The following is a 14,979-nucleotide window of genomic DNA, read 5'->3' on the forward strand; positions in this document are numbered from 1 at the left end:
TTTATTTTATAAGGCTTTTCCAGATTGCTTTTATCTGTAACTGTTGAGAATAATTTTATCCTCAGTCACATAGAAACTTCCTATTTAGTACTCAAGCTATTGACGTACGCAACACTTATTGCAGTTTGTTTAAAGGGTATTTTAATTAAACCACCGCCCTTAAGATACAAGTTAACCCTTCCACTAATTTTAGTAATACTGAGCGCTTTTTTATTTACCTCCTTCATTGCCAATTATATAGACGGAGTAATACTGTTAATTGTCGACAAAGAGTATCTATACAAATTAAATATCAATAGCGACCCATGTTCGACACGAATGAAGATGGTATCAGCTGGTATTCAGTTTTCAGTGCTGCGTTAGTGTATTGCGTCTTAATACCTATATCCGAAGAGTTGATTTATCGGAGAATACTGGTCAATGCTTTCAGTCAAAAGGTTCCTGTTTTACTTGCCTTTACACTTTCTAGTATTATGTTTTCGCTCCACCATGAAAGAATCATTGCGTCGTTTTTCTTGGCTTTGTCCTGTGTTACATCTATCGTAACGTTGGGTTAATGGTCTCGATTATTGTTCATATTGGCTATAACTTGTTTATATTGGTCTACGCCCTACTCTATTTCAAGACAGTCGGTCACCATTACTTTTCCATCACGCAGGAAAGCCTGATACCTAGTTACAAGGTTATACTCTCGACAGTTATCATAATTGTTCTAGCTCGAGTAATTTGGAAGAGAGCAGGTTTACACGCAGTAGACAAAACACAGTACCCAAATTGATTTGTTTCATCATACAATAAGCGTTACTCTACACTCCCTAATTCGGCTGACTGTAGACACAAAATGAGCGCTCTATTTCGAACTAGCCTACTGATATTGCTAGGTATCCTTTTCTTAGCGCTAAATCTCCGAGCCCCATTTACTAGCCTTGCTCCTGTACTGACGCAAGTTATGGAAAGTTTAAACTTAGCCTCCGCTGCAGCAGGTTTTCTAACCGCATTACCTTTACTTTCTTTTGCTATTTTTTCGCCGATGGTCAGCAATGTATCTCGAAGAATAGGAGTAGAGCCGAGCTTAATTCTGGCTTTAATTCTCATTTCGCTTGGGGTTATTCTTCGGTCTTGGGGAACAATACCTACACTGTATTGCGGCACTGTTTTACTAGGTATAGGGATTGCTACCGGTAATGTTCTTTTGCCTGTTGTGGTTAAAATCAATTTCCCAACCCGTATTGCCACCGTAACATCATTATATATTTTCACCATGGGTATTGGTTCAACAATGAGCTCTAGCCTAATGGTTCCAATTTCTAACTTTTCTATTACTCAATCGGACCTATTTTCACAAGGGTTTAATGGTTGGCAACTTGCACTATTCGCTAACGTTATTTTTCCTATCCTCGCACTAACAATTTGGCTACCGAGGATAAAAAATAAAACATCGAAAATAAGTCACTCCTCACAAAGTGAACCGACTATTTCGATGCGAAGCATGCTCAAAAGTAGCGTCGCATGGCAAGTAACATTAGCATTAGGCCTCAATTCATTTACTTTTTATTCTTTGGCTGGTTGGCTACCCAAAATATTAGGTTCGCTTGGTTATAGCGAAATTAATGCCGGTTATATTTACGGATTTTTACAGTTTTCCACTATGCTTCCCGGCATATTGTTGCTGCCAATATTAAGCCGAAAAAACAACCAACAACTTCTTGTTAGCCTTTGCGCATTTTGTGTGCCCACTAGCTTAATAGGCTTACTTTACTTACCTCAGTTTGCCATTTTTTGGGTTGGTTTATTTGGGTTAGCTAACTGCTCTACCTTTATTATTGTGCTCTCTTTTATTGGCTTAAGGACATCAAACGGAAGCCAAGCGACGTCACTTTCAGGCATGTCTCAAGGTATTGGGTATGCCTTAGCGGCAACTGGCCCAACAATGGTGGGACAAATTCACGTACAAAGTGACTCATGGTCGACGCCTATCTTACTTATTGCTTGTGTCGGCGTTATTTGCACTTGTTTTGCCGCTTTAGCGGCGAGAGACAGAAAAATATCCTGTTAAAAAAAAACGGATAACTCTAGTGAGTCATCCGTTTCTGTTCGTTTTGAGTAAGCGTTACGTTATTTGTGGGCTTTTCTCAATACCGCTTTTAGGGCTTCAAAATCGGCATCTAACTCTTCTGATAAATTTTCCATTACTGCATGTTTTGCAAGTGGTGCAGGAACGTCAATATCTTTATCTAGAATCTCATCGACTACTTCTTTGAATTTAGCTGGATGAGCGGTGCACAAGAATAAGCCGGTTTCGCCTTCTTGAAGTTGCTCTTTTAACGTGCGATAAGCAATGGCACCATGAGGTTCACATAAGTAGCCAAGATCATTCAACTCTTGGACTGATTCTGCGCTTTGCTCGTCCGTTACAGCACCTTTGCCTAAAGTATCTAAACCCCAACCTTTAATACGACATAACTCTTCAATGCGAGGCCAGTTATTCGGTTGACTTACGTCCATAGCATTAGACGTTGTTGCGATAGTTGGTTTTGGATCCCACTCACCCGTTTCAAGGTAACGCGGAACGGTATCGTTAACGTTAGTTGCCGCAATAAAACGTTTAATTGGTAAGCCCATTGCTTTGGCTAACAACCCTGCCGTTAAATTACCAAAATTACCGCTTGGTACAGAAATAACTAGATTTTCACGTTCAGCTGCGCTCATTTGAGCTACCGCTTCGAAGTAATAACAAATTTGCGCCATCAAACGACTGATGTTGATAGAGTTGGCTGAATTTAAGCCGATCTCTTCACGTAATGCTTGATCGTCAAAAGCTTGTTTAACTAACGACTGGCAAGCATCAAAATCACTGCTAATCGATACTGTATGGATGTTTTTGCCAAGAGTACAAAAGAGTTGCTCTTGTAGGTGGCTAATCTTTCCCTTCGGATAAAGGATAACTACGTTAATGTCTTCCATACCATAGAAAGCATGAGCAACTGCAGCACCAGTGTCACCAGAGGTGGCGGTTAGAATAGTGATTTTACCGCCGTTAGTCACCGCAGCTAGTGATTGCGCCATAAAACGACCACCAAAGTCTTTAAACGCTAAGGTTGGACCATGAAACAGTTCCAATGCGTAAACACCATCTTTGACACTTTTGATTGGTGCTGGAAATTGAAAAGCATTGCCAACAAGTTCAAGTACTTGCGCTTCGCTGAGTTCATCTCCAATTAAGGCTGATAGAATTTTACTACTACGCGGTATAAAGTCTTCTGCTAGCAGTGCATCTATGTCGTTAAATGTTGGTAATTCTGATGGAAAAAATAGACCTTGATTACGGCCTAATCCTTGGCGCACGGCTTGGCCAAAGGATACTTGTTCGTCATTTTCTTTGATGTTGTAAAGCTTCATAGCTCACTTCCTGTCACGACCGATCCTTGTTTGTCTAAGCGACAAATATGGACGAATCCTTCTTCATTTTGTATGTAATTTTGTTCTAACCAGCGAGCAACTCGCTCAGCAACACTTTTCTCTTTGCAGATACTAAACAGTGTCGGGCCTGAACCAGAAATGCCTGTCGCTAATGCCCCTGCTGAAGTGGCATATTGACGAGCATTGGCAAAACCGGGCAATAGTTTCTCACGATATGGTTCTGCGATCACGTCTTTGATCATTTTTGCCGCCAGTTCTGGCTGACCAGAATGGCAAGCATGAATAAACCCAGCCAGGTTACGTCCATGAGCAATAACGTCTTGACGGCGATACTGTGATGGTAAGATAGAGCGAGCTTCTGCTGTAGACACTTTTATACCAGGATAAGCCATCACCCAAAACCAGTCGTCAAAACAAGGGACTTCTTGGCTAATAATCCCCAGTTCTTCTAGCATCAATTGCAAACCACCTAAATAACATGGAGCAACATTATCGTAGTGAACACCACCTGATATTTTTCCTTCCATCTCCCCCATTAAAGCTAATAATTCCATTTCATTTAATGGTTGAGCATGGAAACGATTCAGTGCATCAAGTGCAGCGGTAATAGAGCAAGCACTTGATCCTAAACCGGATCCGATCGGCATATTTTTCTCTAACGTCATTTCTAATGGTTTAATTTCAACGCCTTTTTTGTCTAATTCTCGGGCGAAAACTAACCAACAGTCATAAACAATATTTTCTTTTGCCTCGGTAGGCAATTTGGAAACAAAATTGCCTGAGGTTTTTAATTCAAATGGTGTGTTACCAGCTTTGACTAAAACTCTATCACCTAACAATGTGCCATCAATAGGCGAAACCGCCGCTCCCAACACATCGAAGCCAACGCTAACATTTCCGATAGAAGCCGGAGCGTAAACCACAACATCCATATCACTTGAATTCATTTGTTAAACTCCTAATTTCCAGCCTAGGGTACGCATTACATCAGCAAATACACCTGCAGCGGTCACTTCTGTACCAGCCCCGTAACCACGAAGTACTAGTGGAATAGGTTGATAATAACGGCTATAGAAGGCCAGAGCATTCTCACCATCTTTAATTTTGTTCATTGGATCATTTTCATCAACCGCAAGGATCCTTACTCGACACTTGCCTTGATCGATTTCACCAACATAACGTAGAACTTTACCTTCTTGAGATGCTTTTTCTACTAACTCAGAGAAATAAGCATCTGCTTCTGGTAAACGAGCCATAAACTCATCCACAGAACCAGAATCATCAAAACCTGGTGGTAATGCTTGTTCAACAACAACGTCTTCAAGTTCTATAGCCATACCAGCTTCACGAGCCAGAATAAGCAGTTTACGCGCTACATCCATCCCAGATAAATCATCACGAGGATCGGGCTCTGTGAATCCATTGTCTTTGGCAATATTAGTGGCTTGGCTGAGTGTTAAGCCTTCATCTAACTTACCAAAGATAAATGACAATGAACCAGACAGAATACCGTTAAACTTCTCTAATTCATCGCCAGCAGAAATTAGATTTTGTAGGTTTTCAATAACTGGTAAACCTGCACCAACCGTTGTTTCATACAACAGCTTACGACGAGAACTACGGGCAACCTGACGCAATTGATGATAATAGGCCATGCTAGCTGTGTTAGCTTTTTTGTTTGGTGTTACGACATGAAAACCAGCCGCTAAGAAATCAGCATATTGCTCTGCAATGGTTTCACTGGAGGTACAATCAACCAAAACAGGGTTAATAATATGATTGCGCTGCACAGTAGAGGTTAAGGTTGCAAGCGAGAACTCTTCTGATACATGGCCCATGCGATCACGCCAGTCATTAAGCGGGAGACCTTTCGCGTCTAGTAACACCCCTTTACTGTTGGCTAATCCGCATACGCGAATAATAATACCTTTTTGCGCCAATTTGGCTTGTTGACGCTGAACTTGATCAACCAGTTCTCCACCAACACCACCAACCCCAACAATAAATAGATCCAAAAAGTGTTTAGAATTAAAGAAGTTTTCGTGGCAGGCTTTAATCGCTTCTGACACTTTAACTTCTGGTATGACAGCAGAAATAGCACGCTCTGATGAACCCTGAGCAATAGCAACAATATTGACGTTTACTTCCGCTAACGATGAGAAAAACTGAGATGCAACACCTTTAGAGGTACGCATACCATCACCAACCAGTGTAACGATAGCAACATCATCAATGTACTCAACTGGTTCTAACAAACTTTCTTTTAATTCTAATTCAAACGAATCATGCAGCGCTTGTTCAGCTTTTTGCTTATCTGCAGCTTCAATACAAAAGCTGATGCTGTATTCAGATGATGATTGAGTAATTAAAACAATAGAGACACCAGCCGATGACATCGCACCAAACACGCGACTTGCCATACCAACCATGCCTTTCATACCAGGACCTGATACGTTTACCATGATCAGTTTATTGAGCGTTGTAATTCCTTTGATAGATAAGTTATCTTCGCCTGTATCTTGGCCAATAAGTGTACCTGGACCTTGAGGGTTGAAGCTGTTCTTAATAAGACAAGGAATATGAAATTGAGCGATAGGAGCGATAGTCTTGGGATGAAGTACTGATGCACCAAAATAAGAAAGCTCCATCGCTTCTTGGTAGCTCAGCGATTTCAACAATCTTGCGTCATCAACTAAACGCGGATCACAATTGTAAACACCATCCACATCGGTCCAAATCTCACAACAATCTGCTCTTAAACAAGCCGCTAAAACGGCGGCTGAATAGTCAGACCCGTTACGACCCAAAGTAACCAATTCGCCAGTTTTATTACCAGCCGTAAACCCAGGCATGATATTCACATGTCCAGTAGGAAGCGGGTCATTGATAAAGTTTTGAGTGGATACATCCACATCAACCATTGCTTCTAAATGATCCCCTTTGGCATAAAGGTACTTCACTGGGTCAATTAGACTTGCTGCTTGGCCTTTGGCTTCAAGAACAGCTTGCATCAGTTTGATAGAAATTCTTTCACCCTTGCTGATAATACGAGCATTGGCGTTATTAGGGCACATGCCTAGAAGTGCTATACCATGAACAAATTGACGTAATTGAGCCATCGAGACACTTACTTGCTCATCAAAACTGGTGCTGTCTATCGTTGGTAAAACGGCTTTAATTTCAGAAAAAAGTTGAGCAAAGGAGCTCTCTAACTCAGCAATTTGTAAGTCAGCATCACCATTTCTAAGTGCACCTTCAATAACCGCAACTAATTTGTTGGTTGTTTTACCCGGCGCGGATAAAACCACGGCTACTTCTTCTTGTTGCGCATTATTTGCAATAATGTCTGCCGCCCTAAGAAAACGGTCAGCATCTGCCAACGATGATCCACCAAACTTGAGAACTCGCATCCCTACCTCCAGTATGTTTAAGATTCGTATAAAAAAAGGCCTGTATCTTCGTGGATACAGGCCTTTTTTTGAAATTTCTTTCGTTTAACAGCCTGCCCCAACATTGGTAATGTCGGTAATAATGGTTGTGGTAATCATTATTGAATGGCGTACTGTATTCATTTTATATTTGTGCTTATGTCATTATTTTTCGCTTACCCATACGTTTACCGACTTTCAGCGATAGAGTCAATTGAAAGTTGATTTTTTTTCAAAATAGGTAATTTTTTATGAAATAAAAATGACAAGTAATAACACTAGGTTATGGCTAATAACGCAAAAATCGTATAGCGATTCTGATATTTCAATTTGCATACCACTATCGTTACACAACAGTGGCTGCAATATATTGAGGTTCAGCTAAGTATATTAACGTTCAAGTACACATATTGAAGTTCAGGTACACATATTGAAGTTCAGGTACAAATTGAAAGTATGGCTAAAAAATCAAAAGTAACGCTAGTAATGGAATCTAGCTACATTTGATATGTAAACGTTTTGCTTTTAAACGTCTAATAACTGATCTGACAATAAAATGCCATTCCAATCCGCATAGATGAAGTCACCTGGATGAACGGTTTGTCTATTCATTGTTAAACACACGTTTATTTCACCAGCTCCTTTTTTCTCGGTTTTAAATGGGCAAGCAGCTAATGCTTTTACACCAACATCCAGCTCTGATAATGCGGCAACATCGCGTATAGCACCATAAACAATAATGCCTTGCCAGCCATTCTCAATCGCTAAAATGGCGAGTTGGTCCCCTAAAAGTGCTTTTTTAGTCGAACCGTTCCCATCAACAAATAGAACTTTACCTTTTCCATCTTGTTCCAAGATTTCTTTTACTTTCGAATTATCATGGAAACAACGTACTGTAACCACTTCACCAAAGAAAGCATCGCGCTGACCAAAGTTTTGTAGTGGTAAGTCTAGCAACGTGACTTGCTCTTCATACTTGTCACATATATCTGGAAGTATATCGTTCATTTTTCCTCCTTGATTTTCACAGTCTTTCACTAAGCGGATTAACTATGATTGATTTTAAATTCTGTTCTCTAAAAATGGCTTTTTAATTGGCCTAAATAATTATCACTATTGATATTTATATTAAATTTCGCTTATAAACAGTCCATCATAAAGATGTAACATTCTGTTTTTTATATAAATATATAGGTTTATTTTAATTTTCAAGTGCACTATACATGGCGTTTCGCTGATACTTTTTCAAGCTTTACAAATCGCTTATGAGGTTTTTTTACAACGGAGTTTTTTTCAAGCGACACTCTTTTTAAATCACCAACCGACAATTTGCAATAATTAAAATCATATAATTTGTGCTACATGCTGATAAATTCTCATTTAGAAAGATAGGAAATAGAAGAGCGATGAGCACCTTAAATATTGCAATCATAACTATAAATAACAGAACAACATTTTGATTATAAAAGAATAAATACTTGCACGATTTGAATTGATTTAATTGTTATCCTGGACTCATTTTTCTTTGGTAAACGGCTCAATTAACAAAAAAATGTTATTTTATCTCTATTGATGTAAATCAACAAAGTGAAAAGAATTAACAAACTGTTATTGTTGCGGTGCCTTTAAGATAATAATATCCGACTTAAATATAGCAAAAATGTAAAAAGATAGAGTCAACAAGCTGGTTATCATACAAAACAGCTGTTGTTGTCCCCAAATAGGTAACAACCACGGACTGGCGTGCCTAGTTAGAGTGTTTCGTAACAATTTTCGTTACCAAGTATCGTAAACACTTTACCCATATGTTATTTTTTGCTTAAAGTTTCTAAAAAATATATACAATTTTGTTACAATTTAGGTATCGCCAATGCAAACCCCACAAATACTCATCGTTGAAGATGAGCAAGTTACTCGTAACACGCTAAAAAGTATATTTGAAGCGGAAGGATATACAGTATTCGAAGCTAGTGATGGTGAAGAAATGCACCAAATACTTGCAGATAACCCTGTTAACTTGGTTATTATGGATATTAATCTTCCCGGTAAAAATGGCCTACTGTTAGCAAGAGAATTACGTGAGCAAGCTAATGTTGCTCTCATGTTCTTAACTGGTCGAGATAATGAAGTTGATAAAATCTTAGGCTTAGAAATAGGCGCCGATGACTACATTACTAAACCTTTTAATCCTCGCGAACTCACCATACGAGCTCGCAATCTGCTTACTCGTTCAATGAGTGAAAATGCCGTTGCTGAAGAAAAACGCAATGTTGAAAAGTATGAGTTTAATGGCTGGATTTTAGATATTAATAGCCGCTCATTGGTTAGCCCACTGGGTGACAGTTATAAATTGCCACGTTCGGAATTTAGAGCGCTTCTTCATTTTTGTGAAAATCCAGGCAAGATACAAACTCGAGCCGATCTTTTGAAAAAAATGACTGGACGAGAACTCAAACCACATGACCGTACGGTTGATGTTACGATTCGTCGTATCCGTAAACATTTTGAATCCATCACTGACACACCAGAAATTATTGCCACTATTCATGGTGAAGGTTACCGTTTTTGTGGTGACTTAGAAGAATAATACTGCACTTTACTAGTGGTAAGCTGTCACGGCTATAAGCTACCAAGGTTATAAGCTACCAAACCAGATAGGCTTACCGCTAGGTAAAGTTTCTTAGATTCACTATGATTGTTGCTTCAACCACTCTTTCAACACACTAATATCACTCTGATACTCATTCTTAATTTCATCAACCCAATCGGCTATATTTTCCCACCAGGCCGGCATATCTGGCGATTGAGCTTTTTGGGCTACTTTTTGAATATGCATTAAACCAATAGATCCCGCTGCCCCCTTTATTTTATGCGCTTCAGATACAATACCGTCTTGATCGGCAGCAATCATATTCGAGTCGAGAATATCAATGTATCCAGGCATCATCTCTTCAAACATTTTAATACTATCAAATACTGGGTCTGTTCCGACTATTTCTACATAAGATTCTAACATATCGATATCCAAGATTTTCGAAGCAACTTTGACAGCGTTGGCCTCGTTTATTGAGTTTTTTTGTTGGATAACCTGTTCAGGTTCGGAAGAAAGACACCACTGTTCAATAACTCTTTGAATCGCTTTAACTGACAGCGGCTTACTCAAAGCATCATCCATACCTTTGTCGATATAGTCTTGTTTATTTTTCATCACGTTGGCCGTGAGTGCCACTAAAGGTGGCAGTTGATTAAATTGCTCTCTAAAATGAAGAGCGATATCGAAACCTGTCATATCAGGCAACTGAATATCCAATAAAACAAGGTCATAATTGCTAGGAGAGAATAATGCAATGGCATCTTCCCCGTTCATAGCAACATCAACAGAATGCCCTAAACTTTCGAGTAATGATCTGGCAACGGTAATATTTAATTGTATATCTTCAACCATAAAAATACGTTGCGCTTGTTGTTGTTTCGGCTTAACTTTCATTTCAATTTCATCAACCACAGGAACGCGTATATTTAACGTAAAAGTACTACCAAAACCTTCTTCGCTGCTGGCCGTAATATCGCCATCCATCATATTGACTAGCTGTTTAGAGACCGCAAGACCTATGCCTGTTCCAACCGCATGTAAATTGTCTTTACCTGATTTAACTTGGTAATACATCGCAAATATTTTGTTTAATTCAGCGTCAGGAATACCAATCCCAGTGTCTTCAACTTCAAAGATTATATCCGCCATATTGTTTTCCACATCGACGCTAACACTCATTACCACACCACCTTCTTTGGTAAACTTGGTCGCGTTGCCGATTAGGTTCCATAGCACCTGACGTAATCGAGTTGCATCCACTTCAATGTAAGATGGAAAGTCTGTTAACCGTTCTAAATCAAAACGCAGCCCTTTTTGTTCTGCCATTAGTGCAGAAATACTTTCCATTTCTGATATAAAATCTTCTAAGTTTATAGCCTTAGGTAATAATTCTAATTTTCGGCGATCAAATTTATCCATATCAATAATATCGTTAAAAATATTACCTAAGGTGATAGCACTGACATTGATGGTTTGCATATGTTGTCTTTGTTCATCGTTTAAAGATGTATCTAACAGCATACGGCTGAGCCCTACGATACCGTTCAATGGTGTACGTAGCTCATGGCTAACCGTAGAGACAAAAGTGGTTTTATCTCTACTTGCTTTTTCTAATGCATCTTGATATTTCTTCCGCTCGGTTATATCGCGACCAAACCCTACTAAACCTAAATGACGCCCTTCTTTGCTATAAAATGGCACCTTTCTAAGTTCGAAATATACCTTTTTTCCATCAGGGTATTCTAACCACTGTTCGTAAGTGATCTCTTCATTATCACTAAACACCATTTCATCAGTCTTGACGACTTCCTGAGCTATTTCTTTGCTGTAAACATCCCACGGTGTTAATCCAACTAATTCTTGCTCAGAACGGCCTGTAAGCTCTTCAACAGCACGATTACAACCTGAAAAAATGCCATCCGCATTTCGGTAATAAATAAGATCTGGAGAGGTATCAATAAAAGATCGTAATAATGTGGTTCTTTCGGCAAGTTCTAACTGAGTTTGCTCTCTTTGATAAACTTCATTTTCTAAATCATGAATCGCGACCTGTCTCGCTTCTTCTGCTTTTTGTCTTTCCTCTATTTCTTGATTTAGTTTAATAATATTTTGCTGCAACTGATTATTCAGCTCTTGATCTCGTGAACGCATGTCATTTAACTTCGCCACTAATTTTGACAATCTCTGCCGAGATTCTTCTAACTGATCAACCACTACAGATAGAAAATAAACCGCCCAAGGCGTGACTAACAACCCAAAAAATACCGAACGAATAATATCGATATGCCCAACATTGCCTTGTAAGGCTAGTGTTATCCCTACCTGAACAAATACCGCCAATGCCACCAAAGCTAACGCTAATAAAATAGAAAAACGGAGAATGCCTAGCTTAACAAGTAGGTCCACATAATACTGAGCTAAGTTTTTAATTTGTTTCATTCATTTCTCCATACCAAACACCGTAACGGAATTTTTTTTAAAAGCACAACAGTCCAACTTTCAACCATTTTCTTATTATGCAGAATATTCATGGTACTGCGTTTGGTTCCTACCTTGTTTTTTAGCGAGGTATAAGGCTTGATCGGCAAGCTCTATGATTTGTTCTGGTGTGTCTTTATGGCTCGGTTCTATCGAAATAGCACCAAGGCTTAATGTAATTCTATCGCTTACTAATGAAAATTCATGTTCAATCTGCAACTCTTTCACTGCATTATGGATATTATTAGCCAACACTTGTGCGCTAGTTCGATCTGTATCCGGTAGAATAAAAGCAAACTCTTCTCCACCGTATCTTGCAACACAGTCTGATGCGCGAGTTAGTACACCTTGAAATGATTGAGCCACTTTTTGTAAGGTACTATCGCCTTGTTGATGACCATAATTATCATTATAGTTTTTAAAATAATCGATATCGCAAAGCATCACGGTAAGTGGCATTTTCTGTCTTTTGTGCAAATTCCAAATAATATCTAGCTGCTCATCAAATCGCCTTCTATTGGCGATTTGAGTTAAACCATCTAGAAAGCTTAACCTTTCTAATTCCTGATTCATTTCAGCTAATTGCATCTCAGCAATACAACTATCGGTAACGTCTCGCGCCCATATAAGCACACCATTGGCTCCAGACGTAGGATCTTGATACGGTGACTTAACCACATCAAACCAACGAGGCTGATCATTTTCATCTTTTATTTGATCTCGATATCTCAGTGAACACCCTTCTCTCATTACCTTATTGTCACTAGCAATAAAATCTTGGTATGTCTGTTTTAAGACCACTTCTTCTATTCGTTTTCCGAGCAATATCGTGTGGTCATCAATACCTAGATAATTGGCGAATGCTTGATTACACGCTTCGTAGATCCGGTTCTCATTAAATAGAGCAATGGCATCAGGAGAGGACTGCAATAAAGATTGTAAAATAGTGTCTCGTTGAGCCAATGCTATCTCAGTCCCTTTCCTTTTTTCCATTTCAGCACGTAAATCCTGCTGCATTTTGAACCAGTCAGTAACATCATGACTAATACTTAATGAACCTAATTCATCTCCATCATTCGATATAAGTTTAGATTCGGTTGTTTCCAACAAACACCCTCTACCTTGGGGATCCGTTGTCCACCATCGTTGAGTTCTCAGCCCGGAAAGTACACCATCAAATTCCACCGTTGCTTCATCGTAACGGTCTTTCCAAAACTTATCGAATGCTCGGTTAGTATCCACAACTTCACCAGAATTATCTTTGATATAGATAAGTTCAGATAATGAGTCCAGTGCAGTACGCGCCACTCTTAAAGAGGTTTTTACTCGTTCGCTGTCAGAACTCGATTCTTGATGAGCAGTCGCATATAACAACCAACAATTTTTACTTTTATAACGAATTTTCCGTCCTGAAAAGTCCACCACAGAACGAAATACATCGGTGATTGCCCATTCTTGTTCAAGGTGCTGAAAATATTTACCACTGATTTTTTGTAAAGACTGTAAAAATGAATCTTGAGCGAATGCAGAAGGAAAAATATAGTGTCTACCAACTTTTCGAATGCCAAGCAATTGCATAGCATTACGATTGGATAACAACAGTTTGCCTGAGTTAATATCAATAATTAACATCGAGATAGGTGAGTCTTGATAGTAAGATTCTAATTGATTTTTAAATCTTATTTTTTGCATGATGATCATCATCAAGGCAATAGCAACAATCAAAATTTCAATTCCAGCAAAATAAAACCAATCAGCTATCAGAGGCAACAAGCTATCCATTTTTTGTGATTCTTTTCCATTTATGACGAAAGCTAAATATATCAGTTTGTGCTGTTGTGTTCTCTAATTATTGGTTTGCTATAAACAAATGGCTGTTGTATTAACGAACCTTGTGCGCCATCTCGATCAAGAGCTCTACCAATTTCAGTCATTCCTAACCAACGATTCTCACACCAAAGAGGCGAAAGTAGCGTTGGTCGCCTCGCTGCAGCAGAAACACGATGGTAAACGATTTCAGATGGTGTTCGACGTATTATTTCACTGGCTATACTGACATAATCGTCCATTTCTGGGGCTTGTAATCGGCCAGCCTTCCAAGCTTTTGCCATTGAGCTACCCTCCACTATATGTAGTGGATGTAGTTTTACACCGTCAGTGCCTACCGCTAGCACCTTATCTAGCGTTTCGAGATAATCCTCTCGGGTCTCTTTTGGCAAACCGATAATAAGGTGCGTGCACACTTTTATGCCTAATTGACGTGCTTTTTGAGTAATGTCGGCATAACACTCAAAATCGTGTCCTCTATTAATTCGCTTTAATGTCTTATTGTTGGCGGTTTGCAAACCTAACTCTAACCAGATCTCATAACCTTGCTGGACATAGCCTGACATTAAATCTAATACCGAACTTGGTACGCAATCAGGGCGAGTACCGACACACAACCCGACCATATCAGCTGATTTCAATGCTTGTTCATACATACTTTTTAGTATTTGAACTTCTGCATAAGTGCTGGTGTACGCTTGAAAGTAGGCTAAATATTTTTTTGCTCGATGCACTTCACCCGCACGTTCAGTCAATTGTTCAGCAATACTCTGTTGCTGTGTTGCTTCATCCGAAAATGAGGAAACATTGCAAAAAGTACATCCACCACGTCCAAGCGTGCCATCCCTATTTGGGCAACTAAAACCACCATGTAAAGTCAATTTATGTACTTTTTCCCCATATCGCCGCTGTAAATCTTGGCCAAGAGTATTAACTAATTCGTGTAACTGCATTCAACTAACTACCTAAAAAATAATAAGATCATAAAATTACGCTGCATATGAACGTTCCTACTTGAGCAGCTTAAGCGGCAGGATTATAAATAGAGCAGGAATTGTATTCGCTATCCCATATCAATAAATACTTTACTCGACACAGATAAAAACCGGCAAATTCAATAAACATGCATTCGATCTGCCTTAAACAGCTTGTTTTAACTGATTTTTACTGTTTGTTATTCATATGCTTATTAAAAAAACAGAATCTAGGTCAACTTTTTGATGGAATTAAGTG

At 39.1% G+C, this 14,979-nt stretch carries 10 protein-coding genes and 1 other annotated feature; of the genes, 3 read left to right on the forward strand and 7 right to left on the reverse strand.

The features are described 5' to 3' along the window. Window positions 1-305: 305 nt before the first annotated feature. Both ACLKML_RS09665 and ACLKML_RS09670 read left to right on the forward strand, forming a co-directional pair. On the forward strand, window positions 306-557 hold the full coding sequence (locus ACLKML_RS09665) for a type II CAAX prenyl endopeptidase Rce1 family protein (protein ID WP_413285161.1): 252 nt from the start codon (window positions 306-308) through the stop codon (window positions 555-557). Between the two features lie 284 nt (window positions 558-841). Then, window positions 842-2,056 carry an MFS transporter gene (locus ACLKML_RS09670; protein ID WP_413285162.1) on the forward strand — a complete coding sequence of 405 codons (1,215 nt, stop codon included), beginning with the start codon at window positions 842-844 and terminating at the stop codon, window positions 2,054-2,056. Window positions 2,057-2,115: 59 nt separating this feature from the next. On the opposite strand, the gene thrC is transcribed toward ACLKML_RS09670, so the two are convergent. The 4 genes from thrC to ACLKML_RS09690 form a co-directional block, all read right to left on the reverse strand. Then, window positions 2,116-3,399, reverse strand: coding sequence for a threonine synthase (gene thrC / locus ACLKML_RS09675; RefSeq protein WP_413285163.1), 1,284 nt, complete (start codon window positions 3,397-3,399; stop codon window positions 2,116-2,118). Then, complete coding sequence (thrB, locus tag ACLKML_RS09680) at window positions 3,396-4,352, reverse strand: homoserine kinase (RefSeq protein ID WP_317717683.1); 957 nt, start codon at window positions 4,350-4,352, stop codon at window positions 3,396-3,398. Before thrB ends, thrC begins: the two co-directional genes overlap by 4 nt. A gap of 18 nt (window positions 4,353-4,370) precedes the next feature. After that, window positions 4,371-6,830 carry a bifunctional aspartate kinase/homoserine dehydrogenase I gene (gene thrA, locus ACLKML_RS09685; protein ID WP_413285164.1) on the reverse strand — a complete coding sequence of 820 codons (2,460 nt, stop codon included), beginning with the start codon at window positions 6,828-6,830 and terminating at the stop codon, window positions 4,371-4,373. A 29-nt stretch (window positions 6,831-6,859) separates the two neighbouring features. Then, window positions 6,860-6,978, reverse strand: a sequence feature (Thr leader region). 395 nt (window positions 6,979-7,373) lie between these two features. Further along, the gene (locus tag ACLKML_RS09690; RefSeq protein WP_413285165.1) at window positions 7,374-7,856 is read right to left on the reverse strand and encodes a putative 4-hydroxy-4-methyl-2-oxoglutarate aldolase; all 483 of its coding nucleotides are present in this window, start codon (window positions 7,854-7,856) and stop codon (window positions 7,374-7,376) included. Window positions 7,857-8,718: 862 nt separating this feature from the next. Between ACLKML_RS09690 and arcA the strand changes: the two genes are divergently transcribed. Next, on the forward strand, window positions 8,719-9,435 hold the full coding sequence (gene arcA, locus ACLKML_RS09695) for a two-component system response regulator ArcA (protein ID WP_413285166.1): 717 nt from the start codon (window positions 8,719-8,721) through the stop codon (window positions 9,433-9,435). Window positions 9,436-9,537: 102 nt separating this feature from the next. Here arcA and arcB read toward each other — a convergent pair whose 3' ends face one another. The 3 genes from arcB to ACLKML_RS09710 all read right to left on the reverse strand — a co-directional run bounded on the left by arcB (window position 9,538) and on the right by ACLKML_RS09710 (window position 14,699). Continuing rightward, a complete protein-coding gene (gene arcB / locus ACLKML_RS09700) occupies window positions 9,538-11,880 on the reverse strand; it encodes an aerobic respiration two-component sensor histidine kinase ArcB (protein ID WP_413285167.1) in 2,343 nt (780 codons plus the stop codon). Between the two features lie 75 nt (window positions 11,881-11,955). Beyond that, the gene (locus ACLKML_RS09705) at window positions 11,956-13,701 is read right to left on the reverse strand and encodes a diguanylate cyclase domain-containing protein (RefSeq protein WP_413285168.1); all 1,746 of its coding nucleotides are present in this window, start codon (window positions 13,699-13,701) and stop codon (window positions 11,956-11,958) included. Window positions 13,702-13,742: 41 nt separating this feature from the next. After that, window positions 13,743-14,699 (reverse strand): TIGR01212 family radical SAM protein, encoded by a 957-nt coding sequence (locus ACLKML_RS09710; protein WP_413285169.1) that lies wholly within the window; start codon window positions 14,697-14,699, stop codon window positions 13,743-13,745. Between the last annotated feature and the right edge of the window lie 280 nt (window positions 14,700-14,979).

This window comes from Vibrio sp. MA40-2 (assembly GCF_047302445.1).
In the GTDB taxonomy this organism is placed as follows: domain Bacteria; phylum Pseudomonadota; class Gammaproteobacteria; order Enterobacterales; family Vibrionaceae; genus Vibrio.